We start from the raw sequence: 24778 nt of genomic DNA on the forward strand, positions 1-24778 counted from the left end.
GGATGATCTATCCATGATGATTGTCAAATAATTAAAGATCAAAAAACACACTAAGTCAATGAAAAATATATAAGGAAACTATTTGATAACTTTAATCAATTAGGAAAAGTGAATGGTCATCTAACTCAATAATCACTAAAACTTGTAGCGATTCATTAAGTAAAACGAAATCGGTGACCTTACGATTGAACTTGTTGCGAATTTTAAGATTATGACTGGTAATTAATGCACTAAAAGCAACTTGTGCCAAGACATGATATTGAGGAAAGGCTTCTTTTAAACGCACGTACATTCTGCATTCATAAGGCGTAATGATACGTTTTGGATAAAACTTTTTTTTGGTTTTGAAATATTGCTGAGCACACAGGATGATCAATGCAAGACTGGCAATAATACCAATCACAAGAAAGGTAGATGAACTGGAATTAAACACGATACGAATCTACAGATAAGAAAAAACCCACTCAAGTAGAGTGGGTTTTTAGAATTTGGCTCTCCAACCTGGGCTCGAACCAGGGACCTGCGGATTAACAGTCCGTCGCTCTACCGACTGAGCTATTGGAGAATCTGGTACGCATTCTATGTATCTAAGCTGAAGGGGTCAAGGGCTTATGCTTAAAAAAACCATGAAAATGAATTGAATGTTTTAAAAATAAACTTATTGCTGATTATTTAAGTGATTTTATGAGGTCTATATAATTTTCTTTGCTTTGTAAGGGGTGTGCTTTACGGCATTCGTTGATCAATTGCATCAGCTCGGCTTGGGTAAGCTCAGGTTTGAGTTGTTGTTGAATGTGTTTTAAAACCTCTGGGTTCTTTTGGGGTAAGTTACGGGTGCAATGAAATAAGCGTTCATACATGAGCGCGGAAGCCTGCTTTTTATTTTCAGAATTTTGACTGCATTGAAACACTGCGAACATGACAACAATCAAAATAATCCAGAAAATGAGAGATTTTAACCAGGTTGCATTCATGGTGGCTTATTAAAATATTTTTATTAGAATTAACATAACTAAATTTTAATAAGTGAACAATAGATAGGGGAATGATCAACAATTTTAATCAAGAGAGGTGATCCCAGAAAACAGATCAAAAGTACGGGTTGTACAAGATGTGAAAAGGAATTTGGCGGATAAAAAAAGCCCACTTCATCATGAGTGGGCTTTTTAGAATCTGGCTCTTCCACCTGGGCTCGAACCAGGGACCTGCGGATTAACAGTCCGTCGCTCTACCGACTGAGCTATGGAAGAATAGATGGCTCTCCAACCTGGGCTCGAACCAGGGACCTGCGGATTAACAGTCCGTCGCTCTACCGACTGAGCTATTGGAGAATCTGATGCGCATTTTAGGGATGAAAAGCTAAGTCGTCAACACGTAAATATAAACAAATGAATCATTTGCCTTATAATTATGCAGATATGCCCTAAAAATAAAAAAACCACCCATAAAGGGTGGTTTTTTATGCAAAAAAATAAAATTTATTTCAAATCTTATTTTTCAACGCCAGCTTCTTGGCCAGCATATTTAGCATTTGCATAATCCCAGTTTACCAAGCTTTCTAGGAAAGTTTTGATGTAAGTAGGACGTGCATTACGGTAGTCGATGTAATAAGCATGTTCCCAAACGTCAATCGTCAACACTGCAACTTTACCGTGAGCAAGTGGAGTGTCAGCATTTGAGGTTTTAAGAATAGAAAGGTTGCCATTTACTTCGTCAGCAACCAACCAAGCCCAACCTGAACCGAATTGAGTTGTTGCAGCAGCAGCAAATTCTTCAGCAAATTTTTCATAAGAACCGAAAGCTTCATCAATTTTAGCAGCTAAAGCACCAGTCGCTTTACCACCACCGTTTTTAGCCATACAGTTCCAGTAGAAGGTATGGTTCCAAACTTGAGCAGCGTTGTTGAATACGCCAGCTTTAGCAGCATCACCAGCAGATGCTTTGATGATTTCTTCTAAAGTTTTACCTTCAAGGTCAGTACCCTTGATCAGGTTATTCAAGTTTACAACGTAAGTGTTGTGATGTTTGTCGTGATGGTATTCTAAAGTTTCTTTGCTGATGTGTGGAGCAAGATCTTCGTAACCGTATGGTAGTGCCGGTAAAGTAATCGTTGTCATGTTTTCAATTCCTTGCGTTTTGCTGGGTTTTGACATTAAGTGGCCTTATTGTAATAGATTCTTTGCCTAAATTGCGCATTGCTTATAAATAACAATACAGAATAAAGCCTGAATTTATACGTATAAAGAAAATGTCAAACCGTCAAATTTAAATTAAATCGGATTGTTTAATTCGAAGTAACTATACTCAATATCGAACTGTTCTGAAATAGCTTTTGCAAGGCGTTGTACGCCATAACGCTCGGTTGCATGATGCCCACACGCATAATAATGCACATTCAATTCTTTGGCTTCATAATAGGTGCGTTCACTGACTTCACCAGAAATATAAGCATCACAATTTTGCTCAGCCGCTTTGCCAATAAAATCTTGTGCACCACCGGTACAAAAGCCGATTTTTTGGATTGATGTTTTATTAGCAGCAAGATGAATGGCATTAAAATCTAAACGCTGCGATACATACAGTTTAAATTCTGCAGCAGACACAGGCTGTTTTAAATAACCAATATTACCAATCGGATTACGTTCGCTTGGGTCTAAAGCTTCAATATTTTCTAAGGCTAAAAGATCCGCAATCGCCGCATTATTACCTAAAGTAGGGTGGCTATCTAAAGGTAAGTGATAACCCACCAATGAAATATCATGTTGAATGAGGCTTTTTATACGTTTACCGCGCATGCCGGTAATCGGGTAGGGTTCGCCTTTCCAGAAGTAGCCGTGATGAACAAGAAGCAAATCAGCACCTTGTTCAATCGCTGCATCAATCGCATCTTGAGATGCAGTCACCGCACACAATATTTTATTTACATCGGATTTGCCTTCAATTTGCAAACCATTGGGTGCATAGTCTTTAAATTCGTGTGATTTCAGGGTTTGGTTACACCACTGAATAATCTCATTGAGCTTTGCCATAAATTTTTAAACAGCCTAAATATTTAACATCATCAAAACATATTTTGAATTGTAACTAAAGCATGACAAAACTCTTGCATTATTTTATGTTTCCTACTGTGTTTCATTTTACAATAACGCATAAATTACTTAGTCATCAATGAATTAAAATATTGTTAGAGGAAATTAACGTGCGTCGCACCTTTACATGGTTACCTTGGGTTTTACTCATTTTGGTCACGCTGGGTTTTCTTGCATGGCAACAATACCAGCAGCCTAAAGCACCTGTTGCATCTGACGGTGTAAAAATGCCGGTAGAGAAAGTAGAGCCTTTAGTCAGTACCACGAGAACAGGCGGTATTGAATCCTACAATGCTGCGGTTAAAGTTGCTGCTCCTGCGGTAGTAAATATTTTTACCACCCAGAAAGTGAAAAAATCTGAACATCCTTTGTTAAATGATCCTGCATTTCGTGAATTTTTTGGTGATCAAGTGCCAGATCAATTCGGTCAGGAGCAAAATGAAAATAGCCTAGGTTCTGGTGTTATTGTTCGTTCGGATGGTTATATCTTGACTAATAATCATGTGATTGCACAGGCTGATCAAATTGTAGTGGGATTGAATGATGGGCGTCGTGCGGTAGCAAAAATTATTGGTACCGATCCCGATTCTGATCTTGCCGTGATTAAGATTGAGCTCGACAAGCTGCCGGTTTTGCCTTTTAAACTCAGTGCTAATGAAGTGGGGGATGTTGTTCTTGCCATTGGTAATCCATTTGGTGTGGGTCAAACCGTCACTCAGGGGATTATTTCTGCCACCAACCGTTCAGATTTGGGGATCAACACTTATGAAGACTTCATTCAAACCGATGCTGCCATTAATCCGGGTAACTCGGGTGGTGCGCTGATTGATGTGGCGGGTAATTTGATTGGGGTAAACACGGCTATTTTCTCGCAATCGGGTGGTTCATTGGGTATTGGTTTCGCCATCCCTGCGAAGGTTTGTCAGCAAATCCTGAATTCAATTTTAAAAGATGGTCGCGTGGTTCGTGGCTGGTTGGGTATCAGCCTCATGCCAGTGCAACAGGAAAATATTCTTGAGCCTAAACAAACAGGTGTCGTGGTTGCAGACGTGCTTCCTCAAGGTCCTGCAGCCAAGGCTGGAATCAAGAAAGGTGATAAAATTATTCAGGTAAATGGTGAAACCATTACTTCTGCATCGCACTTGATTAATTATGTGGCGTTGCAAGCTCCGAATAGCAGAATCAAAATTGAAGTGATTCGAGATGAGAAACCATTAACCCTGAATGTGGTGGTGACTGAACGTAAAGCACAGAATAATAATTCACAATATATTCCTTTACCTGAGTGATAAAATAATCTTTACATTCATCCATATTGAGATCGGATGAATGGAGAAAAGCGCATTTCGATGCGCTTTTTTTATTGTTTATCCATTATTTCAATACGAATTTTTATATCTCAATCAATTTATGGTTATGGATAGCGTAACTTGATATTGGATAGATATTTCCAGATTTGATCTTAAAAAAGAGCCAATTAAGATCATTGTTTTTATGATGACTTGAATAGTTATGGATTATTTAGGCAAAAAAAAGCCCGCTTTAATGCTGCGGGCTTTTTCGTATTTGGCTCTCCAACCTGGGCTCGAACCAGGGACCTGCGGATTAACAGTCCGTCGCTCTACCGACTGAGCTATTGGAGAATCTGCATGCGATTATAAGGAGATTTTGTAGAGGGTCAAGCTAAAAGTGTCATGATTCCTTAATTTTTGTGCTGTATGCTTTTTATTTAGACAAATAAATCAAAAATGTTAAAAAAACTTGCACAGCCAAAATCGGCTTGTTAGATTAAATGCATAACAGAGCGTTTGAATGAAAGTTCAAACAGTGTGGATTTAAACCAACTTGCCAGCACTAAAATGGCTAAACAGGAGAAAGCGAATGCATACGCTGACGATTGCCGAAATCTTTTCAAATTTATCTTTTTATCAAGACAATTACCTTTCTATCATTCAAGATCCACAGCGCTATCAAACTGCCGTTGAAGATGCTTATGTCCAAGTGTGGCCTGTAGGAACTCAAGCCTTATATTTGGGTGATTTGTTGCAGCTTTGGTTTAGTGATAAATGGTTGATTGATTCACCTTGTCAGTTATTACTAGAAAGCTATTCAAATGGTCGTAAGCAACCTTTGCAACGTGATCATGATCTGTATTTGTATCAACTGAATGGCAGCGCTTTATCCGGACGCAATAACTCGAAAGTTTGGTCAGTATCGGAACAGAAGAAACTCGCTGTATCTCTCGATAGCGTGTTTAAATATTTATGTATTTATAAAGCGACGTCACGTCCAGAAGTGCCTTTTCCAGAGCTAACGAAATCACTTAAATCGGCTGTTTAATGATGAGTGATTGCTAGAACTTAAGTTACTTAAGTTCTAGTTGAATCAGGACGTGCTCCAAATACAGCATTTTTTGTATTAACGAATAATCATACACGTCGCAGTAGCATGGGCATAAAGTTTGCCATCTTCATCAATAATTTTACCTTCAGAAATCCCTAAGTTCTTGCTGATATTAATAATGGTGCCCACGGCATGAAGTTCTTTGTCTGTGGGAATGGGACGGCACATTTTTATATTCAAGTCGATGGTGCCATAGCCTACACCTGCTTCCAGCATACTGTGTACCGCACAACCGGTGACGGAATCCAGTACTGTTGCGGCAAAACCGCCATGTACGCTTCCTAAAGGATTTAAGTGGCGATGATCTGCTTTTACTTTGAAATGAATGATTCCTTCTGAAACTTCATAGGGCTGCATTGGTATGGTCTCACTCATACTTGCAGGTGGGATTTTCCCTGTACACATGGCTTGTAAAAGTTGCAGTCCTGTCATTTCTTTGGGGGCCATTGCGATCTTCCTGGATGATTATTAAGTTCTAAAAAAGCACTGCTGAATACGTTAGTTGGTTGCTGCATATTCATCTAGTCAACTCAGATAATGTTATATGCTTGAGTCATGCTATTTATTATAGGTTTTTGGTAAGTATCTGCTTTAAAACATAAGGTTAATATAATATTTAAATTAGACGGTGGGGTGTATATAAAAATTTTTATCAATTTTATTTTTACAAATATTTTAAATAAAAACAATTATTTGTATTTTTAAAGCATTGGAGTGACAAGGAGTAATCAAATAAAGTGATCTCTAAAAGCGTTAAGTTGAAGTTTGTGATGAGCTTGAACAGGGGGTTACAAGTTTATTTGATATAAGGCATTAGAGATAAAGATTGGAGCTTATGTCTAAATCTGTATATCTATGATAATGAATAATAGAAGCCCGTCGTTGAATATGGATGCTCAACAATGTTCTTAAAAATAACTTTGGCAATGATTGCCTTTGCTGCAAATTCAGTGTTGTGTCGTTTGGCTTTAGCGGGACATGAAATTGACCCGTTAAGCTTTAGTGTGATTCGTGTTTGTAGTGGTGCTGGGGTTTTATTGATACTGTGGATGCTCAGTCAGAGGCATCAGCTCATACAATGGCATTTAAATAGCGCATTAGCTTTGGCGATTTATATTGTGGCATTTTCATATGCTTATCTTAAAATTGATGCGGGTGTGGGCGCACTTTTACTGTTTGGAACAGTGCAATTGACCATGGTGTTTTATGCTGTTTTTCATGGTGAGAAACTGAACTTAAAACGTGGTTTGGGCTTGATGATGGCATTAACCGGAATCATTATTTTGCTGTTACCGGGTACGAGTGCACCGAGTTTGAGTTATTCGATCATTATGATGATTTCAGGTTTGGCTTGGGCTGCATACAGTATTTTGGGTAAGAACATGCAAAATCCATTATCGGGTAGTGTGGGTAATTTTCTTCTGGCGATCCCTTTGGTGATGATTGTCTATTTTGTATTGCATCAAGATGCAATAATCACTCCTCAAGGTGTTGCTCTGGCAGTGCTGTCAGGTGGCGTAACCTCTGGGGGCGCCTATGTATTGTGGTATTCCATTGTTAAGCGTATAGATCGTATAGATGCAAGTACTGTGCAATTGAGTGTGCCATGTTTAGCTATTTTGGGTGGTTCACTTTTTATTGGTGAAACAATTGGGCTACGGATTATTTTATCTACCGTGATTGTCTTGTTGGGAATTTTTTTGGTTATTTATGCAGGCAAGCATAGCGTTAAAGGCAATCACTAAGTCATTTTTTATATTGAATAAAGCTTTATTGTTAAAAAACCCGCGATCAACGCAGGTTTTTCTCAGCTAACTTATTGCTAAGTTATAGATTATTTTTCGGCAGCAATTGAAGCAATCGCAGCGTCAACGCCTTCGATTGAATCAGCAGCTTTCTTGATACGCGCTAACGCATCTACAAGCACTTCGTCAGCAGTTGCATAAGAAATACGCATATAACCGCCTAGGCCGAATGCATCACCAGGAACAACGGCAACACCTGTTTCTTCCAATAACCATGCAGAGAATTCTGTGCAAGATTTTAAGCCTTTTGCACGAATCAATGGACGGATGTTTGCGTATGCATAGAATGCGCCATCAGCAGGTAAGCAAGTAATACCTTTGATGTCGTTCAAGCCTTTCACAACCAGGTCATGACGACGTTTGAATGCTTCAATCATTGGCTCAAGAACGTCTTGAGGACCGTTCAATGCAGCTTCAGCAGCAACTTGAGAAATCGAAGTTGGGTTTGAAGTTGATTGAGACTGGATTTTTTTCATTGCGCCAATCAATTTAGCAGGACCCGCTGCATAGCCAATACGCCAGCCAGTCATTGCATAGGCTTTAGACACACCGTTCAGCACGATTACGCGGTCATAAAGATCGGGAGCAACAGTTGCGATGTTGTAGAACTCGTCATCCCAACGGATTGGTTCATACATGTCATCTGAAGCAACCAACACTTCTGGGTATTTGCGAAGCACTTCAGCCAAAGCTTCTAATTCAGCTTTAGTGTAGATCATGCCTGTAGGGTTAGAAGGGCTGTTCAATACCACTAAACGGGTTTTGTCAGTGATTGCTGCTTCTAATTGAGCAGGCGTGATTTTGAAACGTTGTTCTTCACCACATTTAACAACAACTGGAACACCTTCAGCGATGATCACCATGTCTGGATAGCTGACCCAGTATGGCGCAGGTATGATTACTTCATCACCTTTGTTTAACAAGGCAAGTGCCAAGTTAAAGAAGGATTGTTTACCACCGCAAGAAACCAGAATCTGGTTTGCTGCATAGTCAAGATTATTGTCGCGTTTGAATTTTGCGATAATCGCTTTTTTAAGACCTGGAGTACCGTCAACAGCGGTATATTTGGTAAAACCGTTGTTAATCGCAGTAATTGCTGCATCTTTGATGTGTTGTGGGGTATCAAAATCTGGTTCACCTGCACCCAAACCAATTACGTTTTTACCAGCAGCTTTAAGTTCAGCAGCTTTATTGGTAACAGCAAGTGTAGGGGACGGTTTGATGGCATTGACACGATCAGAGAGACGTACGTCCACGGCAGTATTCCTTCTTATAGGGATTAAAAAATAAAAAAGCACACTATCTTAGCCTAAAAAACAGGAGAAAGGGGGGTGAGAAATATACGATATGTAAAAAATATATTTTTATGAATAATTGTTTTAATAATTTTGGCTTTAATGGATACGATTTTATGTTTTTATAAGAATAGAAAATAACTCAAGAAATTGAATGTTTGGAAAGAGCTTTAACCTAAATAACGCGACTGGATGAAATAAAAAAGTTTAAACATAAAAATGGCTACATTGAAGTAGCCATTTTTAAGATGCAATTTAAATAGAATAATTACATGAAACGAGACAAGTCTTCTTCAGGACGTGCAGTCAGTACGTCAACACCAGTTTTGGTGACTAAAAGCGTGTGTTCATATTGTGCAGATAACTTATGATCTTTAGTTACTACAGTCCATTTGTCACCTAACAATTTAGTTTGCCAAACACCAGCATTCACCATAGGTTCGATGGTGAAGGTCATGCCTTCTTCAAGCACCATGCCTGTATCTGGTTGACCATAATGCAGGACTTGCGGTTCATCATGAAAAGTTGTACCAATACCGTGACCACAATATTCACGTACTACGCTAAAGCGTTCAGATTCAACATAGTTTTGAATGGCATGACCAATGTCACCAATGGTTGAACCGGGTTTAACCGTTTCCATGCCACGATACATCGCTTCTTGAGCAACTTTACACAGGCGATCAGCCAAAATTGAGGTTTCACCACCGACGATGTACATCATGTTGGTATCGCCGTGGTAGCCGTCTTTGATGACAGTGACATCGATATTTAAAATATCACCTTTCTTTAACACCTTAGCGTCAGATGGAATGCCGTGGCACACCACATGGTTCACAGATGTACAAATCACATGCTGGAATGCAGGGCGACCAGGCGCTGCACCGTAACCTAAACATGCTGGAATGGCATCTTGTTTATTGACAATATAGTCATGACAAATCGTATCAAGCTCAAGGGTCGTCACACCCGGAACAACATGCGGTTTGATCATATCCAAGACTTCTGCTGCCAGTCGTCCCGCCACACGCATTTTTTCAATTTCGTCAGGGGTTTTGATGAGTCGACGTGGAGCTTGGTAAGTACTGTTCATGATCTCTAAAAACTTTTGGAAATTTGTATGTGACTATGGTATAAATAGCCGCCCATTTTATCAAATGCTTTTTCGTGAATATATTTCACGGGCTTTGTTGGATGGGGCAACAAAATCCGCACATATATCGACACATTTCTCTGGGTGCCTTTCGAGGTGGAGAATGCGGGTATATGGAGGCCTAACCCAAACTTTAAGGTATAGAAAATGGCAGATTACAACGTAAGCATGCGCGACCTTCTTCAAGCTGGCGCGCACTTTGGTCACCAAACTCGTTTCTGGAATCCAAAGATGCGTGAATACATCTTTGGTGCGCGTAACAAAATTCACATCATTAACCTTGAACACACTGTTCCTGCGTTAAATGATGCTTTGAACTTTGTTAACAATCTTGCTAGCAAAAAGAACAAAGTATTGTTCGTTGGTACTAAACGTGCTGCATCTAACATCATCCGTGAACAAGCGCAACGCGCTGGTCAACCATATGTTGATCACCGTTGGTTAGGTGGTATGTTGACGAACTGGAAAACTCTTCGTCAATCAATCAACCGTTTAAAAGACCTTCAAACTCAATCTCAAGACGGTACTTTCCTTAAGCTTACTAAACGTGAAGCTTTAGAGCGTAGTCGCGAGATGGAAAAACTTGAACGTGCTTTAGGCGGCGTTAAAAACATGGGTGGTTTACCTGACGCATTATTCGTAATTGACGTTGACCACGAATCAATCGCGATTAAAGAAGCTAAAAACCTTGGTATTCCAGTAATCGGTATCGTTGATACAAACTCTAACCCAGACAACGTAGACTACGTTATCCCAGGTAATGACGATGCAATCCGTGCTGTTACACTTTATGCTTCTGCTATGGCTGATGCGATTCTTGCTGGTAAAGAGTACGCTCAATCACAAGCAAACGCTCAAGCGAAAGCTGAAGACGTTAAAGAAGCTCCAGAGGCTTAATGCGTTTTGACGCAAGGTTGTCATTTTTGCGACATGTAATGGTGGCAAATTAAGCGTCAAGAAAGCAGAACGGCCCAGAGAACACTTTGGGCCGTTTTTGTTGAACAGATTCATTTTTCTACCGTATTTAGGAGAACAACATGACTGCAGTTACTGCGAGCATGGTAAAAGAATTACGTGACCGTACTGGTCTTGCAATGATGGAATGCAAAAAAGCATTAACAGAATCGAATGGTGATGTTGAGTTAGCGATTGATAACCTTCGTAAATCTGGTCAAGCAAAAGCAGCTAAAAAAGCGGGTAACATTGCTGCTGATGGCGCGATCACGATTGCTCAAGAAGGCAACAAAGCGATTCTTTTAGAAGTAAACTGCCAAACTGACTTCGTTGCTAAAGATGAAAACTTTGCTGGTTTCTCTGCTAAAGTTGCTGCTGCTGCACTTGCTGCAAACGTAACTGATGCGGCTCAAATCGCTGAATTAAAACTTGAAGATGGCCAAACTGTTGAAGAAGCGCGTATTGCTCTTGTTCAAAAAATCGGTGAAAACATCCAAGTTCGTCGTGCGAAAATTGTTGAAGGCGAAAACCTTGCAGTTTACAAACACGGTTTAAAAATCGGTGTTGTTGTGTCTTACACAGGTGATGCTGCGACTGGTAAAGGTATTGCAATGCACGTTGCTGCGTTCAATCCGGTTGCTGTAAATGCTGAAGGTGTATCTGCTGATCTTATCGCTAAAGAAAAAGAAATTGCTGAAGCGAAAGCATTAGAATCTGGTAAACCAGCAAACATCGTTGAAAAAATGGTAACTGGTTCAGTTGAAAAATACTTGAACGAAGTTGTTCTTGAGCGTCAAATGTACGTAATCGACAACGACAAGAAAGTTGCTGATGTTCTTAAATCAACTGGTACTACAGTTGCTCAATTCATTCGCTTCGAAGTAGGTGAAGGTATTGAGAAGAAAGCAGAAATGAGCTTCGCTGAAGAAGTTGCTGCTGCTCAAGCTGCTGCAAAATAATTTTTGCCTTTAGGTAAAACTATTTTGTGAAAAAAGCCCCATTTGGGGCTTTTTTTATGAAGATGGTTTTTATAAAAATAGTTAAATTTTTAAGGGATAATGAGATGGTTAATAAAACCAATATCGGGATTGGCGCAGTTATTGTTGTCTTAATTGCCGCATATTTTGGAATGGATTTACAAGAACAGCAGAATCCTTCAAATCAATCGCTCACGGATTTAGAACGGCAAACTGAAATTTTATCGAAATCAGAATATCAGAATGCATCTATAGATTCGAAATCAGCAAATTTATCCATTCAAAATGATGATAAAAAAATTCAACAGGCATTTCGAGAACAAAAAAGTGATATTCAAGTCCAATCCAGCGGGCAAGTGAAAGCTATTTTGCCTGATGATAATAACGGTTCACGTCATCAAAAATTCATTCTGGAATTGGGTAATGGGCAAACGGTATTGGTCGCTCACAATATTGACTTAAGTCCGCGCCTGGATGACTTGGAAAAGGGTGAAATTGTCCAATTTTATGGTGAATATGAGTACAGTGATCAAGGTGGTGTAATTCACTGGACGCACCGTGACCCACAAAAAAGCCATGCCGACGGTTGGTTGAAGTATAGAGGAAGAACCTATCAATAAAGGTTCTTCGAAAGGCTAAAATGATGATGGTATCTAAATCGCTGTCATTTGCGATTTTTGGCGTTTTTTACATTTGGGTATCAATTTACCTAGATAGGCATCCATACACCATACTGGGCCAATGAGGAGGAATTGGAGGTCTTTAAAGAAAGAAGGCTTTTTACCTTCGACTTTGTGCCCGTAAAATTGCCCAATCCAAGCCAAAACAAAAATTGCGATATAGAATCCGGCACCTACAGGTAAGATAAAAATAAGCCACGCCATGACAACGAGTAGGGCAGCCATTGCCACAGCAAGTACCAGATCGAGGCGCGCATAAAAGACAAAAGTTAAGACCAATATCAGGGCGGTGAATAACGCACTGAAATGAGCAAGAATTCCAATGATTGAAAAAAGAATTGCTGGCACACAAACCCAGTGAATGGCTTTGTTGGTTTTGTCTTGATGACTCTCACTATATTCATCTAACCATTCGGTTATTGTTTTCATCATCCACTCCAGCTGGATTTAGGATCCATAGACTTATTTTTATTTAAATAAAATATAAACCAGAACCAGAAGCGGGTCAAAATTCAATCATCGTGATTTATAATCAAGCTCTCAGGTGATCTAAAAGACGTTATAGGTTGTTGGTATTTTATTGTCAGGAGTGGCTTCTGTAACAGGAGCAGGGTATCGGTAAATTAAGCCTGCTTTTTGATAGACATTAAAAAAGCCACTGTGAAGTGGCTTTTAAGTCAAATGTATTAGGAGGCTAGCATTATCTTATGAATTTGGACCATCAACACGTTCAATGTTTACTTTTGCAGTACCTGCGTTAGTAATACCTAACTGTTTCGCAGCGCCATAAGACAAGTCTAGAACTCGGTTGCCATGGAATGGACCACGATCATTCACTTTCACTACTACACTCTTACCATTGGTTTTATTGGTTACGCGAATATAACAGTTCAATGGCAGGCTACGGTGAGCTGCAGTGAGTCCATTCATATCGAATGTTTCACCGCTTGCTGTTTTACGACCATGAAACTGGCGACCGTACCAAGATGCTGCGCCGGTTTGGCTAAATTTACGAACTGTGTTTGATGCAACAGTGTTTAGCTTTTCAATCACTGAAGGCTCGTCTTCAGGAATTTCAATTTTTGCTGCAATGGTTTGACGACGGATTTTATCGCCAGAACGCTCAGTGATTGAAAGACTATTTAAGTTTGAGAAGTGTGAATTAAAATTTTGAGCGTCTTTATTGAGCACACGCGTGGCTAAGCGAGAGTTGTCATGATCTGTATTGAATGATGACTGTACCAATTCCGCTTGAGACTGACTCAGGGCAAAAGTGGTGGTTAAGGCTAAAATATACTTTATCGATGAATGCATTATTAAACTCCTAAAGACTGCGGCTTTTATTTCAATTAAGCGATTGAAATGCAAGCAATCCAGTCTGTTAATTCTCTTTTGCAACTACATTTGACGAGATGGATAATATTCATGCCATGCATAAGCTGTCTACGTTTTAATTGAAAATATTACAAAAAGGACAGAAATAGAACGTTTTTCGGTTAAAAAATAACCAATATTGTAACAATACATTTAAAATGCCTGTTTTGTGCGCCATTTTGCATAAAAAAATCTTGACTTTGGTTATTTTTCGTAAAAACTAGTCTTAACGACTGGCGATTTCAGTGCCTAACTGCCATACCGCAGTGGCGTACATACGGCTCTTGTTATATGTCGTAATGACTTGAAAGTTTGGGTAAGTTATATAATAAATTGGCGCATAGCTGTCTTGAAGCTGAATAATATTCACTATATCGAGATCATCTATTTTCACAATCGGATTTGTTGGTGTAACACCTTGATTCTTTAAGACTCCATAAGGTGTGGGTTGTTCCAAATCTTTGGCGATAATCGATTCTGGATTATTTCCTATATAGCGTGCAGCAAAGCCAATTGGTTGATTGCGTTGCCAGCCATGTTGAGCCAAATAATTGGCAATCGAACCAATCGCATCTACCGCTGAATTTCTAAGGTCAATATGGCCGTCAGCATCATAGTCAACGCCTAGTTTGGGAATGTTGCTTGGCATAAATTGAGGGTAGCCGATTGCACCTGCATAAGAACCTGTCACTGAACTGGTTGGAACACCATCTTTATAGGTCCATGCAATCAGTGCAGAGAGTTCATCCTGAAAATATTGTGCACGGCGTTCATAACCAAAACCTAAAGTTGCCAAGGCATCACGGGTGACGAAATTGCCTTTATTGGCACCAAAACCGGTTTCTACCCCTAAAACACCTAAAATCACCGATTGAGGCACACCAAACTGCTGTTCTGCACGGTTTAAAGTGTCGGCATATTGAGTTTTAAAACGCACCCCGCGTTGAATGGTGCTTTCAGCCATAAAGTTGGTTTTATATTGGTACCAGGGCTTACTTTCACCTGGACGGTTCATGATATTGATAATATTAGGCAGGTTTTTTGAGCCATTCATGGCCCAGTCGACTTGCTCGGCACTTAAGCCATAAGTCTGCATGGTTTTTTGCTTGAAGCTGTTATATGCAGGGTGATTGTAAAAATCATTGGCTTGGCAGAAACTGGTGATGGAAAGTGCACCGAGAAGTAAAGGAAGACGTTTAATTTTGTTATAAAAGTTGATATTTAACATATTACTCAAAGTTCCAAAAACATAATCAGTGTGTGTCAATTGACATCACGACGCTAAAAGCTGCCATTTCAGAATGAATGACTGAAAATCTATCGCATGAAAGGTAACAGAATTTCTATTGGGGCCTAAGATAACATTGACCAGCGCTGCATCAACACGTACGTATACAAAAAAAGACAAAGATCGTAGGTCTGTGCATAAATCCGCGTATTTGAGACCGGTTTTCTTGGCTATGCTTTGCAATTGTCAGTTGAAGGACAAAAATAAAAGATCATCAGCCTGTTTTAGCTGATCAAGCCTGGTTTTTACATCGTTTGCAATGATACGGTCTATCTAGGCTTAGGGTAAGAAATTTAGCAGCAATTGTGCTTTCTCAAGTGGTGTTTGGTTGAAAATACATCAGAATATTTTGTGCCCTTGGACTGCGACTTGTAGCGAGAAAATCATCCGATTTTAAGCGGTGATGCAAAATAATGTGCTCTTATAGCCTTTTGTGCCAGATCTGCAAAAAAAAAGCCTATATAAAGGCAAAAACATAGCGAGGACTGATTGTCCTATTTCTGAAATCAAGGTCATACAAAGCCAATCTGTAATACCTGATCAAGATAAATTCGCATAAAGGTGGTATTGATTCATTGTACTTATTAGTTGAGAGTGAAATTTTGCCATAAAAAAACCCAGCGACTGCTAGGTTTTGATATTTTAAAAATGCTTAAACATGAAATAAGGTATCGTGATATTCCGCAAGTGCCAGAAGCTCAGCTTTATTTAAATTCGGAATGATTTTATCCACGGCCATATGGACTGCTTTAGTCACTGCAGCAGAACCCAGATCCGCAGCTTTACGCTTGATCATGCCTAAATCTAGGGTCTTATTAAAGTCACTCATAAAATGACGCACGGTCGCTTCGGCAAATTGCTTATACAATTCAGTGAGTGCCGCTTTATTAACGTCATTACCGGCTTTAATTTCCGCATAACTGTGTTTTAGATTGGTCACCAAACTTGCATCCAAACGTTCGCCTACACGCAAGTTGCCTTCCGCATCTTTAAACAAGCTTTTTTCAGAAAACTCAATCGATTGTTTGACCACATCATTTGGAGATTTACTCATCAACTGTTTCAATAAAACTGCAACGGTTGATTTGATATAACCCGCAAGTTTTTCAGCCGTATCACGTTTATCACTGGCTGGGAAATGATGAACAAGTTCGGTCAAAATGGCATCAATGATTTCTTCATTAATCAGCAATGCTATTTTATCGCGTAAAGGGTAAAGCGGTTCGCTGGAATTTTTCTTTTCCTGAGCGGTTTGAATACTGGTTAATAATTCTGCAGAAGGAATAAACCCAAAAAATGGCATGTTAAAAAACCTCAATGTTCTTCATTTTATTGTCGCGCCAAACGAATGGGGCGAGGCATCCATGTCGCATCCGATACACGGCAAGGATTGATGTCTAATCCACCACGACGTGTATAAGTTGCATATACCATCAGCTTTTCCGGAGCAAGGTTTTGCCAGATGTCGGCAAACATCTGTTCCACGCATTGTTCATGGAAACCATTATGCTGACGGTAAGAAATAATATAAGCTAAAATACTGCGATAACAAGGTTTTTTACCCTGATATCGAATAAAAACCGTGCCCCAATCAGGCTGGCCAGTGACTGGACAGTTACTGCGTAGTAAATGTGAATACAGTTGAATTTCGACTTCATCACTATTTTCTGGATCTAATTTTAATAAAGTCGCATCTGGATGGTTCTCTAAGCGTTCAGGGCTTAAATCATCGATACAGATCCCTTCAGGTTTGGAACTCTCCAGATCATCGGCCTGAAATAAAGTCAGGCTGATCGGCGCGCCCGCCGCTGCGGATAAGTCTTTTTCAACCGTGGCAATAAAAGCGTCTTTTGAATCGAATTTGGTAAAGTTCATACTATTAAAGTAGAGCTTTAATGATTTTGATTCGATCAGGTTCGGTGAAGATGCCGGTAAGGTAATACGACCAATTGCCACTTGAGGAATGCCGGCAGCATTAAGCCAGGAAATTTCAAAAACATGCCACCAGTCTTGACCTTGTTGAATTCCTTCAACGTGAGCATATTTTTCCCGCGCTTGCGCACGTGCAATTGGAAACAGAATATCGGGTTGATATTCTGTTGGATAATTGGTGTCTTTACCTAAGAGAGAATGTTCTACACTCATTATTCACGCATTCCTGAACCACGAGAAAGTAAATAGTAAGCTATGCCGTAAAGCGCTACGCAACATAAGGTGATGACGCTCAATGAAACTGAAACATTGACATCACTATGACCTAAAATGCCGAAACGGAAGGCATTGACCATATATACGATCGGGTTAATTAAAGAGAGATTTTGCCAAAATGGACTTAAAGCACTAATGGCATAGAATACACCACCTAAATAGGTGAGTGGAGTCAGTACAAAGGTTGGAATAATTGAAATATCGTCAAAAGATTTTGCATAAACCGCATTAATCAGCCCACCGAGTGAAAATAATAATGAGGTAATTAAAACGGTATATATAGTCACAAACCAGTTGGTGATATATAAGTCAGTAAAGAACAGACTCATGGCCGTCACAATAATACCGACCAAAACACCTCGACAGACGCCACCAATCACATAGCCCCAAAGAATCATATGCAGGGGCACAGGACTCATGATCAGTTCTTCAATGCTTTTTTGGAATTTTGCGCTAAAGAAACTGGAAGATACATTGGCATAACTGTTGGTGATCACTGCCATCATAATCAGGCCGGGCACAATAAACTGCATATAGCTAAAACCGCCCATTGTGCCAATTCGTGAACCCACCAGATTACCAAAGATCACGAAATACAAACTCATGGTAATCGCTGGTGGTAACAAGGTTTGTGGCCAGATGCGCATAAAACGACGCACTTCTTTATGAACCAGGGTATACAGCGCAACACTGAGTTGATTAAAGTTCATTGCGCAGCTCCATCAAGATTTTTTTCCACCATTTTCACAAACAGTTCTTCTAAGCGATTCGATTTATTACGCATACTGCGCACTTGAATGCCTTGCGCTTCCATAAGCTGGAACAATTCATTCACGGTATGTGCCTTATCCATGGTGACTTCTAAAGTGACAGGATCAATTAAATTAAAACGCACACCAATAATTTCAATATTAATCGGTTGAATCGGTTCAACCAGATCAAAAATAAAGGATTCTTCACTGAGCTGGTTTAAGAAAGATTTCATGCTGGTATCTTCTTTAATCACGCCGCGGTCGATAATGGCAATGCGACGGCATAGCATTTCAGCTTCTTCTAGATAATGCGTAGTCAGAATAATTGATGTACCTTTTTCGTTCATTTCAGTGAGAAAATCCCACATTGAACGGCGTAATTCAATATCTACACCGGCAGTCGGTTCATCTAAAATGAGCAGCCGAGGTTGATGCATCATGGCACGGGCGATCATCAAACGGCGTTTCATTCCGCCAGAGAGCATGCGTGCCTGTATGCCACGTTTTTCCCATAAGCCTAATTTTTCTAAATATTCTTCAGCTCGCCTTTCTGCAATTTTTTTAGGAATACCGTAATAGCCGGCTTGAGTCACCAAAATATCAAAGGTTTTTTCAAACTGACCAAAGTTGAATTCTTGCGGTACGACACCCAGGCATTGTTTGGCTTCTGAAGGGTGGGTATCCAGATTATGGCCAAAAATTTCCACTGTACCGGAGGTTTTTTTGGTCAGTGAGCTAATGATGCTGATGGTGGTTGATTTACCCGCACCATTTGGACCAAGGAGGGCATAAAACTCACCTTCAGGTACCGTTAGGTTGATTCCTTTTAGTGCTTGAAAACCGTTACGATAGGTTTTGGATACGTCCCTCAAGGTCAATGCATCAGTCATGAAATTCTCACCTGGTGAATAGTATGAGTATTGTGAGTGATCTTGCTGAATAAACCAAGTAAATAAGCAGGAATTGTCTGTTGCAATAATGGAACATTGCTCAAAGTATAAGCACAAAAATTGATGACTTATATATAGTTGCTTTACCTTACGGTTTTTTTTGTTATGATGTGCATCGCGCGCTCATAGCTCAACTGGATAGAGTACAGGTCTCCGAAGCCTGTGGCGTGGGTTCGAGTCCCGCTGAGCGCACCAAATTTTTTAAAAAGAGGACATTTTGTCCTCTTTTTTTATATTGGTGAGTTTAGTTTCCAATCGGCCAACGTCTGTTTACTGACTTGCCGGCATTGTTATAGTTAATAACTTTGGCGTAGTTACCGACTGCCGTTGCATTTTCTGGAATATCTTTCGTCACCACACTGCCTGCACCAATCGTTACATTGTTTCCAATATACACATTGTCGATCACACAGACATTGGGTCCGATATAAACATTGTCACCAATGATGGCTGCTTGACTGCCACCATTCGCACCAATAGTCATGTATTGTGAAAGATTAACGTTGTTGCCAATAATCGTAGTTGGATTGACCACTAATGGCCCACCATGACCGATATAGAGTCCATAACCGATTTTTGTGGTGCAATGAATATCAATTCCGTATTTTTTCTTTTTATAATAAAAAATTGGATAAGCAAATTTCGCAATAATCGATTTTGAGCCAGCTAAACGAAGCCAAAAACTGAAATTAAAGCCACGATTAAAAAAGTAGTTTTTAATAAATGAACTGAATTTCGTGTTGCCACAATATCGATATAAGTCGCTTAAAATCAATTGAACTAACATTGCGTCAGACTCGTTAAAAATGCTGTGTCATTTTACTCGATTCAACTGAAGAATGATCTATAGGCATGATGCATGCAATGATCTACTAAAATTGAAAATTATCAACTGTATTTTTTTTATACAATTACTTTAGAATGTTAACCGGTCTTGCCAGAAAAATTGTATACGCTTATAGTAAAACTACAGTAGGTCGTAGATGACGCTACAAAGTAGTTGGACGGATCAATGACAGCTCGTTGAGTTTACAACCTTAGGGTTAAACAAGAAATCAGCACTAGCCTTCCAACATAAAAGCCCGCAGAAATGCGGGCTTTCTTATTTTTAAATCAAAAAAATTTTATGATTTAAATTTTAAAAAGCTTAGGCGTGTAGAGAGGAAATGATAATGTTTTGAGTTATTTCTAGCTTTTTGTCCGCACGATTTAAAATAGATGTCATGTATCTGATTATAAAAAATTACATTGCCAAAAAATCTAACATCTCCAAGTAATGTCTATGACAGAACATATGCTATAAAAAGGTTCATTAAATCAACTAAGAAGAGAACCCACCATGACTCAAATGATTGAGGTGAAAGTAAAAGACCAGTTTAGTAAGATACATGAAGTGCAGGCATTACTTCGGGATCTTCCTGAAAATGCTGAGTTGAATAAACTGTCAATATTTCAAAGAATTGAACATATTATTATAGAGGGTGAAATTATACGGCCCAGTATTGAACTGCTTTTTGAGAGCCGTAATTCGGACAGCATCTATCGCATTATCGAGTAATGCAAATATGATTAAATATGTAGCTTATTTAAATAAAGTATCAGAGATTAAAAAACTCACCTACAGGGTGAGTTTTTTAATGCGCCTAAGTTTAAATGAGTGGTTTCTATTGGTTTAAGGGAGTTATTGATTATCAAAGAAATTAAATAAAAAAGTTCACCGAAGTGAGCTAAAGGATAAGCTTATAATAAATTTATTTCGACATCATATTTATCAAATTCTTGAATAATGCTGTGAATGACTTTAATTCCAATCTCATCATTACAGCTAAATTGTTCGTCCTTACCCTGCGCGCTGTCATAACATTCAATCTGTTGAATCAGCCAACGATTCTCAATGTCTGTTTTGTGAATGATGACTCGAACAGGTTGCAGGTTTTCACTGACTTGGCGCGGCAATACACTGGTAATGGCAAGTTGGATGTTGGCCAATTCATCTGTAGTACTTAAAAATGTAACCACCCAATGGCCTACTTTTTTTAAGTACATTGGATTATCCGCTGGATGAAATTCTAAATAATGTCGAGACGTCATAATGAATTCCCCTGAAATACTTACTATATGAAGTTTTTAGAGAATATTCGCCATTGAGCAAAGGTCGTATTTAGATGGGATTTTTAAGATTTTACTTTATACAATTTGATTATGATGATGTTGATCTCGTTGTTTTATCGAAAGAAAAATTCAATACTATGGTCTAGCTAAGACCTGAAATGAATCATAAAACAGAAAAATCCTCTTAAATTTTATGAGGCATTTAGCTTTTGTAGAGAAAAATTGATTTGTTTTAAACATTGATTCAACTCGTGGGCGGGAATACGACTTTCTTGTAATTCTGTAATCCATTGCATCTGACACAGTTTTAAACTGCGTAAGTCTTGGGTTTCTAGAATTCGAGTAGTCAGTTGTTTTGCCATTAAGCCGCAGTTTTGTTGTAGAAGATGTGCCATTAATTGTTTTACTTGCTCAAAGTTTAAAGCTTCAACAGATACTTCTATGACTTCTTTTTCTACTTCAGTATCTGCTATTGATGCAATAGAGGGAGATAAAGAAGGTGTGGTAATAGGTTCAGCCAACTTCTCAGCAAGTGCTGTTGTGGTTTGAGTTGAGAGGCTGGTTTCAATTTCACTATTAACGACAGGTGAAGAAACCGTTGTTTGAATTGGCTCATCGCTAGAACAAGCAATTAAGCCCATATCGAGTAATTGTTCGAGTAATTCTACTGGTGCAATACGTTTTTTAAATTGTTCATTAAGGAGATTAAAATCTTCTGTTCCAATAAGGAGTAACAGTCGACGTTGGCGAGCATTCAAATCCATTGAACGCTGTTTTAAACTTTCAATGCCTAAGTCAGTTTTGTGATATTGAGACATGCCTTAATTTACTCTCCAAAATAAATTAAGGCAGATTGTAGTTAGTAATAATGACAATAATATGTAAAAATATTACAAATCAAAAGATTATAAGGTAACGATCTTTGCATTTTCGATTGCCTTACGCAGGTAAGGGTCTAGGTCTTCTTGACGAAGCAGCCACTGCATATAATCTGCAGGTAAATCAGTGATGGCAGTGCCACGGTGTTTACCAAAATTAATGCTACGTGGAATACGCGCATCTTCAGATGCTTCATAAAGTTCTTCAATAGTTTTAATTTTTAGATGATGGATTTCATGCATCAAAATATTCGCCGTTAAAATAATATCCATATCGGCACGATGTGCTTTTTTAATCATATCGCGGGCTTTTGCACTGCCTTTGGTAATCATATAAATGAGCGCAGAAATATTATGAGCTTCGGCATCGGGCCAGACTAAACGGGCAAGGGCAAGGGTACAAATGGCTTTAATATTTTTGGAATCTACGCCACATTTTTCAAGTGCGCGAATATCGTAATCAATATTGTGACCAATAATGTAAGTGGTGTCGCTTGGCAGGGTGAAGGTCGTATAGTGGGGCTGATCGACTAACTCAGACTCTAAAATATGATGTACCGCCATTGCCGCATAAGAAATGGGTTCATCTACACTATAGAGTTGGTCAAAAATTTGTGTCTTGTCGAGGGTAAGTTTTCCATCATTAATTTGAACCGGTGCATACGCAATCTCAATCGGCTGTCCATTTAAGGTATGGGTTTCTGTATCGAGAATAATTGCTTGCATGACCTGATCCATAAATAGCGGAAGTTTGAATAAATTTAACACTTTCAAATGCGCTGACACAAACTCAAAACAGCGACTTTTAACTATTCTGTCTTATTTCTGCCCAGAGATGATGTTTAAATAGTCTTGTTTTAATTCATCGCTCGAAATGAGACCTTTATATAAATATAAAGGCAGCCCATCTTCATGATCCATCAATTTTATGGCTTGAGTGCCATCACGGTATTCAAATATTGCACATGGCAGATAGTCGCGATCTAAAATGATAAAACGTTTTTGTTTAATGGCGATTTCATGATTTATAAACGTTTGTTTAAGCAATCGTAAAAATACGCTTTGATTTCGGCTTAATTCATTCAATTCACGAATGCGGTCACTATCATTTTGATGATGACTTTTTAGATGGAGTTTTTGTTGATAAGTCATCGGTGCAGAATAGCGACGTACAACTTTGTTAACGGGTTTGTCTTTTTTTAAACTTCGTATAGCGTAACCCAATAGAAAACTAAGAATAAGGCAAATAAAAGCAAGCATGTTTTTCGGATTACATATTGTTAGATATTTGTAAGAGTATAAAACCAGTTCTTTAAAAATCAATTATTTAAGTTGAAGAAAATCCCCTCATTTTTTGTGCTGCTCGTTTGGTCGGAAATTACATTGTTTAAAATCAAGAATAAAGGTAATAGTTCTTATCTTCATGATAATTAAATCATCACAATAAAAAATGTATAGGGAAATGCAAATATGAATAAAACATTGCTAACAGTGTTAATGAGTAGCTCAGTCATATTTTTAACGGCTTGTGGAAGTGGCGATAATGATTGGGTCTTCAATGGGCCGAATAGTGGAATACCTGTAAATAATATTCAAAATCCTGTAGTGAATGTGACAGCCTACACCACGGACGGTATGCCTGAAGTGGCTGCAGACAGTCAGCTGATGACATATAAAATGTTAGGTGTTGATAATAAGGAAGTTACAGCAACGGCTTTGGTGTTTGTTCCAAAAACTGTACAGCCTGCAAATGGTTGGCCAATTGTCGTCTGGGCGCATGGTACAACGGGTGTGGCAGATAAATGCGCACCTAGTCAGCAAGGATTGCTGGGAACTGAAGGATTGCTAAAAAAACTATTGGCAGAAGGCTATGTTGTGGTGGCTCCTGATTATGAAGGTTTGGGCTCACCTGGTAATCATCCATTCCTCAATTTAAAAAGTGAAGCCTTTTCTATTACCGATGCTGTAGTGGCAACACGTGATTACCTAAATCGACAAGGTAAGAAAGCTGCTCCACAATGGGTGACGATTGGTCACTCTCAGGGCGGACATGCTGCTTTGGGTGCAGCACAGTATGCTTCAAGAGCAAAACTTGATTATAAAGGAACGATTGCGATTGCACCGCCATCAAACCTTGCTGCAATATTACAAGGGGGTGAAAACGCGGTGAAAGATCAGCCTGCAAATATACAAATACCTGTTTTAGCATCTTTAGATACATATACTTCTTTGATTGTTGCAGGAATGCAAAGACATAAAATTTCGGTCAGTTATGCTGAGGTCTTTAAGGCAGATACTGCAAAAATTGCACCTATTGCAGAAACAGAATGTGCAGGTCCGGTGGGAGCAGCTTTAGCTAAAGGAATGACTGATTATGTTTCATTACCTGAGCATTTTGGTTCTTTAAATGGTTATGGGCGAAATCAGGATAATTTTATGTCGATACCGGTAATTCAAAACTTCTTAGTCAAAGACTCACAACCGGGTACGGTAAAATTAAGTCAGCCTGTGATTATTTATCAAGGTGGAAAAGATCCAACTGTACCTCAAGCAGCAACTGATCTGCTGAAAGCAAGCGCAGAAGCTAAAGGAACGAAAATTCAATATATAACCAATGCAAACTGGGACCATACTACGGTATATACATCTAATTCTGATAGCTTTGTAGCCAATGTTAAAACTCTGTTTGCACAATAGCCCTTAACTTTGTTAAGAATTTCTGTTTAGAAAGAAGCCGGGATTCAACATTACATATATAAAGAATAAGTAATGTTGAATCTCTAATGCCAACTCAATAACTTAGTTTGACCTAAATAGCTTATGTTTTTAATTAAACATAAGCTATTTTTATTTAAAACTG

General features: G+C 38.9%; 26 protein-coding genes, 5 tRNA genes and 1 pseudogene. 9 read left to right on the forward strand and 23 right to left on the reverse strand.

The features are described from left to right. Positions 1–115: 115 nt before the first annotated feature. From HLH18_RS13890 to HLH18_RS13920, 7 genes and pseudogenes are all read right to left on the reverse strand, one after another. Positions 116–433 (reverse strand): annotated as a pseudogene (locus HLH18_RS13890) (DUF2726 domain-containing protein); the annotation flags it as partial. A 56-nt stretch (positions 434–489) separates the two neighbouring features. Further along, positions 490–565: transfer RNA gene (locus tag HLH18_RS13895), tRNA-Asn, on the reverse strand. Positions 566–668: 103 nt separating this feature from the next. After that, positions 669–920 (reverse strand): hypothetical protein, encoded by a 252-nt coding sequence (locus HLH18_RS13900; RefSeq protein ID WP_228139732.1) that lies wholly within the window; start codon positions 918–920, stop codon positions 669–671. A 254-nt stretch (positions 921–1174) separates the two neighbouring features. After that, positions 1175–1250: transfer RNA gene (locus tag HLH18_RS13905), tRNA-Asn, on the reverse strand. A 5-nt stretch (positions 1251–1255) separates the two neighbouring features. Continuing rightward, positions 1256–1331: transfer RNA gene (locus HLH18_RS13910), tRNA-Asn, on the reverse strand. A gap of 159 nt (positions 1332–1490) precedes the next feature. Next, positions 1491–2117: a superoxide dismutase SodB gene (gene sodB / locus HLH18_RS13915; RefSeq protein ID WP_171547311.1), complete on the reverse strand. Its 627-nt coding sequence runs from the start codon at positions 2115–2117 to the stop codon at positions 1491–1493. 153 nt (positions 2118–2270) lie between these two features. Next, positions 2271–3029, reverse strand: coding sequence for a Nif3-like dinuclear metal center hexameric protein (locus HLH18_RS13920; RefSeq protein ID WP_171547312.1), 759 nt, complete (start codon positions 3027–3029; stop codon positions 2271–2273). A 170-nt stretch (positions 3030–3199) separates the two neighbouring features. Here HLH18_RS13920 and HLH18_RS13925 point away from each other — a divergent pair, with 170 nt between their 5' ends. Continuing rightward, on the forward strand, positions 3200–4378 hold the full coding sequence (locus HLH18_RS13925; protein ID WP_171547313.1) for a trypsin-like peptidase domain-containing protein: 1179 nt from the start codon (positions 3200–3202) through the stop codon (positions 4376–4378). Positions 4379–4656: 278 nt separating this feature from the next. Here HLH18_RS13925 and HLH18_RS13930 read toward each other — a convergent pair. Then, positions 4657–4732, reverse strand: a tRNA-Asn gene (locus tag HLH18_RS13930). A 238-nt stretch (positions 4733–4970) separates the two neighbouring features. On the opposite strand from HLH18_RS13930, the gene HLH18_RS13935 reads away from it, so the two are divergent. Continuing rightward, on the forward strand, positions 4971–5429 hold the full coding sequence (locus HLH18_RS13935; protein ID WP_171528630.1) for a hypothetical protein: 459 nt from the start codon (positions 4971–4973) through the stop codon (positions 5427–5429). A gap of 78 nt (positions 5430–5507) precedes the next feature. Here HLH18_RS13935 and HLH18_RS13940 read toward each other — a convergent pair whose 3' ends face one another. Continuing rightward, complete coding sequence (locus HLH18_RS13940; RefSeq protein WP_171547314.1) at positions 5508–5939, reverse strand: PaaI family thioesterase; 432 nt, start codon at positions 5937–5939, stop codon at positions 5508–5510. Between the two features lie 455 nt (positions 5940–6394). Between HLH18_RS13940 and HLH18_RS13945 the strand changes: the two genes are divergently transcribed. Next, on the forward strand, positions 6395–7237 hold the full coding sequence (locus HLH18_RS13945) for a DMT family transporter (protein WP_171547315.1): 843 nt from the start codon (positions 6395–6397) through the stop codon (positions 7235–7237). 89 nt (positions 7238–7326) lie between these two features. Here HLH18_RS13945 and HLH18_RS13950 read toward each other — a convergent pair whose 3' ends face one another. Then, positions 7327–8553 carry a pyridoxal phosphate-dependent aminotransferase gene (locus HLH18_RS13950; protein WP_131270104.1) on the reverse strand — a complete coding sequence of 409 codons (1227 nt, stop codon included), beginning with the start codon at positions 8551–8553 and terminating at the stop codon, positions 7327–7329. A gap of 307 nt (positions 8554–8860) precedes the next feature. Further along, positions 8861–9685, reverse strand: coding sequence for a type I methionyl aminopeptidase (gene map, locus HLH18_RS13955; protein WP_171547316.1), 825 nt, complete (start codon positions 9683–9685; stop codon positions 8861–8863). A gap of 207 nt (positions 9686–9892) precedes the next feature. Between map and rpsB the strand changes: the two genes are divergently transcribed. From rpsB to HLH18_RS13970, 3 genes are all read left to right on the forward strand, one after another. After that, the gene (gene rpsB, locus HLH18_RS13960; protein WP_131286514.1) at positions 9893–10642 is read left to right on the forward strand and encodes a 30S ribosomal protein S2; all 750 of its coding nucleotides are present in this window, start codon (positions 9893–9895) and stop codon (positions 10640–10642) included. A 140-nt stretch (positions 10643–10782) separates the two neighbouring features. Further along, the gene (gene tsf / locus HLH18_RS13965) at positions 10783–11658 is read left to right on the forward strand and encodes a translation elongation factor Ts (RefSeq protein WP_171547317.1); all 876 of its coding nucleotides are present in this window, start codon (positions 10783–10785) and stop codon (positions 11656–11658) included. 104 nt (positions 11659–11762) lie between these two features. Beyond that, positions 11763–12296, forward strand: a complete 534-nt coding sequence (locus HLH18_RS13970; protein ID WP_171547370.1) for a DUF3465 domain-containing protein — start codon at positions 11763–11765, stop codon at positions 12294–12296. Between the two features lie 33 nt (positions 12297–12329). On the opposite strand, the gene HLH18_RS13975 is transcribed toward HLH18_RS13970, so the two are convergent. From HLH18_RS13975 to HLH18_RS14005, 7 genes are all read right to left on the reverse strand, one after another. Further along, the gene (locus HLH18_RS13975) at positions 12330–12785 is read right to left on the reverse strand and encodes an Mpo1 family 2-hydroxy fatty acid dioxygenase (RefSeq protein WP_171547318.1); all 456 of its coding nucleotides are present in this window, start codon (positions 12783–12785) and stop codon (positions 12330–12332) included. Positions 12786–13061: 276 nt separating this feature from the next. Next, a complete protein-coding gene (locus HLH18_RS13980) occupies positions 13062–13670 on the reverse strand; it encodes a septal ring lytic transglycosylase RlpA family protein (RefSeq protein WP_131286504.1) in 609 nt (202 codons plus the stop codon). 286 nt (positions 13671–13956) lie between these two features. Next, positions 13957–14958 carry a lytic murein transglycosylase B gene (mltB, locus tag HLH18_RS13985; RefSeq protein ID WP_171547319.1) on the reverse strand — a complete coding sequence of 334 codons (1002 nt, stop codon included), beginning with the start codon at positions 14956–14958 and terminating at the stop codon, positions 13957–13959. A 712-nt stretch (positions 14959–15670) separates the two neighbouring features. Beyond that, the gene (locus HLH18_RS13990; protein ID WP_171547320.1) at positions 15671–16321 is read right to left on the reverse strand and encodes a hypothetical protein; all 651 of its coding nucleotides are present in this window, start codon (positions 16319–16321) and stop codon (positions 15671–15673) included. Between the two features lie 26 nt (positions 16322–16347). Further along, complete coding sequence (queF, locus tag HLH18_RS13995; RefSeq protein WP_171547321.1) at positions 16348–17163, reverse strand: NADPH-dependent 7-cyano-7-deazaguanine reductase QueF; 816 nt, start codon at positions 17161–17163, stop codon at positions 16348–16350. Next, a complete protein-coding gene (locus HLH18_RS14000; protein WP_131286496.1) occupies positions 17163–17936 on the reverse strand; it encodes an ABC transporter permease in 774 nt (257 codons plus the stop codon). Before HLH18_RS14000 ends, queF begins: the two co-directional genes overlap by 1 nt. After that, entirely contained in the window at positions 17933–18868 is a 936-nt protein-coding gene (locus tag HLH18_RS14005; protein WP_171547322.1) for an ABC transporter ATP-binding protein, read from the reverse strand. Before HLH18_RS14005 ends, HLH18_RS14000 begins: the two co-directional genes overlap by 4 nt. 179 nt (positions 18869–19047) lie before the next feature. Between HLH18_RS14005 and HLH18_RS14010 the strand changes: the two genes are divergently transcribed. Continuing rightward, positions 19048–19123: transfer RNA gene (locus HLH18_RS14010), tRNA-Arg, on the forward strand. Between the two features lie 49 nt (positions 19124–19172). On the opposite strand, the gene HLH18_RS14015 is transcribed toward HLH18_RS14010, so the two are convergent. Then, complete coding sequence (locus HLH18_RS14015) at positions 19173–19715, reverse strand: serine O-acetyltransferase (RefSeq protein ID WP_171547323.1); 543 nt, start codon at positions 19713–19715, stop codon at positions 19173–19175. A gap of 552 nt (positions 19716–20267) precedes the next feature. Between HLH18_RS14015 and HLH18_RS14020 the strand changes: the two genes are divergently transcribed. Next, a complete protein-coding gene (locus tag HLH18_RS14020; RefSeq protein WP_171547324.1) occupies positions 20268–20486 on the forward strand; it encodes a hypothetical protein in 219 nt (72 codons plus the stop codon). 182 nt (positions 20487–20668) lie between these two features. On the opposite strand, the gene HLH18_RS14025 is transcribed toward HLH18_RS14020, so the two are convergent. The 4 genes from HLH18_RS14025 to HLH18_RS14040 form a co-directional block, all read right to left on the reverse strand. Next, a complete protein-coding gene (locus HLH18_RS14025; RefSeq protein WP_171547325.1) occupies positions 20669–21019 on the reverse strand; it encodes a hypothetical protein in 351 nt (116 codons plus the stop codon). 212 nt (positions 21020–21231) lie between these two features. After that, positions 21232–21858, reverse strand: a complete 627-nt coding sequence (locus HLH18_RS14030) for a hypothetical protein (protein ID WP_171547326.1) — start codon at positions 21856–21858, stop codon at positions 21232–21234. Between the two features lie 87 nt (positions 21859–21945). Continuing rightward, entirely contained in the window at positions 21946–22644 is a 699-nt protein-coding gene (locus tag HLH18_RS14035) for an exonuclease domain-containing protein (RefSeq protein WP_131286484.1), read from the reverse strand. A gap of 93 nt (positions 22645–22737) precedes the next feature. After that, positions 22738–23178, reverse strand: a complete 441-nt coding sequence (locus tag HLH18_RS14040) for a hypothetical protein (RefSeq protein WP_171547327.1) — start codon at positions 23176–23178, stop codon at positions 22738–22740. A gap of 210 nt (positions 23179–23388) precedes the next feature. Here HLH18_RS14040 and HLH18_RS14045 point away from each other — a divergent pair, with 210 nt between their 5' ends. Then, positions 23389–24615 (forward strand): alpha/beta hydrolase, encoded by a 1227-nt coding sequence (locus tag HLH18_RS14045; protein ID WP_171547328.1) that lies wholly within the window; start codon positions 23389–23391, stop codon positions 24613–24615. Positions 24616–24778: the final 163 nt, after the last annotated feature.

It is taken from the genome of Acinetobacter sp. ANC 5414 (genome assembly GCF_013004295.1).
Classification (GTDB): domain Bacteria; phylum Pseudomonadota; class Gammaproteobacteria; order Pseudomonadales; family Moraxellaceae; genus Acinetobacter.

Bases quoted from the DNA above. Each gene is read 5' to 3' on its own strand.
- HLH18_RS13900 (WP_228139732.1), bottom strand. From the start codon at position 920: ATGTTCGCAGTGTTTCAATGCAGTCAAAATTCTGAAAATAAAAAGCAG.
- sodB (WP_171547311.1), bottom strand. From the start codon at position 2,117: ATGACAACGATTACTTTACCGGCACTACCATACGGTTACGAAGATCTT.
- HLH18_RS13920 (WP_171547312.1), bottom strand. From the start codon at position 3,029: ATGGCAAAGCTCAATGAGATTATTCAGTGGTGTAACCAAACCCTGAAA.
- HLH18_RS13935 (WP_171528630.1), top strand. From the start codon at position 4,971: ATGCATACGCTGACGATTGCCGAAATCTTTTCAAATTTATCTTTTTAT.
- HLH18_RS13940 (WP_171547314.1), bottom strand. From the start codon at position 5,939: ATGGCCCCCAAAGAAATGACAGGACTGCAACTTTTACAAGCCATGTGT.
- HLH18_RS13945 (WP_171547315.1), top strand. From the start codon at position 6,395: ATGTTCTTAAAAATAACTTTGGCAATGATTGCCTTTGCTGCAAATTCA.
- map (WP_171547316.1), bottom strand. From the start codon at position 9,685: ATGAACAGTACTTACCAAGCTCCACGTCGACTCATCAAAACCCCTGAC.
- rpsB (WP_131286514.1), top strand. From the start codon at position 9,893: ATGGCAGATTACAACGTAAGCATGCGCGACCTTCTTCAAGCTGGCGCG.
- tsf (WP_171547317.1), top strand. From the start codon at position 10,783: ATGACTGCAGTTACTGCGAGCATGGTAAAAGAATTACGTGACCGTACT.
- HLH18_RS13970 (WP_171547370.1), top strand. From the start codon at position 11,763: ATGGTTAATAAAACCAATATCGGGATTGGCGCAGTTATTGTTGTCTTA.
- HLH18_RS13975 (WP_171547318.1), bottom strand. From the start codon at position 12,785: ATGAAAACAATAACCGAATGGTTAGATGAATATAGTGAGAGTCATCAA.
- HLH18_RS13980 (WP_131286504.1), bottom strand. From the start codon at position 13,670: ATGCATTCATCGATAAAGTATATTTTAGCCTTAACCACCACTTTTGCC.
- mltB (WP_171547319.1), bottom strand. From the start codon at position 14,958: ATGTTAAATATCAACTTTTATAACAAAATTAAACGTCTTCCTTTACTT.
- HLH18_RS13990 (WP_171547320.1), bottom strand. From the start codon at position 16,321: ATGCCATTTTTTGGGTTTATTCCTTCTGCAGAATTATTAACCAGTATT.
- queF (WP_171547321.1), bottom strand. From the start codon at position 17,163: ATGAGTGTAGAACATTCTCTCTTAGGTAAAGACACCAATTATCCAACA.
- HLH18_RS14000 (WP_131286496.1), bottom strand. From the start codon at position 17,936: ATGAACTTTAATCAACTCAGTGTTGCGCTGTATACCCTGGTTCATAAA.
- HLH18_RS14005 (WP_171547322.1), bottom strand. From the start codon at position 18,868: ATGACTGATGCATTGACCTTGAGGGACGTATCCAAAACCTATCGTAAC.
- HLH18_RS14015 (WP_171547323.1), bottom strand. From the start codon at position 19,715: ATGTTAGTTCAATTGATTTTAAGCGACTTATATCGATATTGTGGCAAC.
- HLH18_RS14020 (WP_171547324.1), top strand. From the start codon at position 20,268: ATGACTCAAATGATTGAGGTGAAAGTAAAAGACCAGTTTAGTAAGATA.
- HLH18_RS14025 (WP_171547325.1), bottom strand. From the start codon at position 21,019: ATGACGTCTCGACATTATTTAGAATTTCATCCAGCGGATAATCCAATG.
- HLH18_RS14030 (WP_171547326.1), bottom strand. From the start codon at position 21,858: ATGTCTCAATATCACAAAACTGACTTAGGCATTGAAAGTTTAAAACAG.
- HLH18_RS14035 (WP_131286484.1), bottom strand. From the start codon at position 22,644: ATGCAAGCAATTATTCTCGATACAGAAACCCATACCTTAAATGGACAG.
- HLH18_RS14040 (WP_171547327.1), bottom strand. From the start codon at position 23,178: ATGCTTGCTTTTATTTGCCTTATTCTTAGTTTTCTATTGGGTTACGCT.
- HLH18_RS14045 (WP_171547328.1), top strand. From the start codon at position 23,389: ATGAATAAAACATTGCTAACAGTGTTAATGAGTAGCTCAGTCATATTT.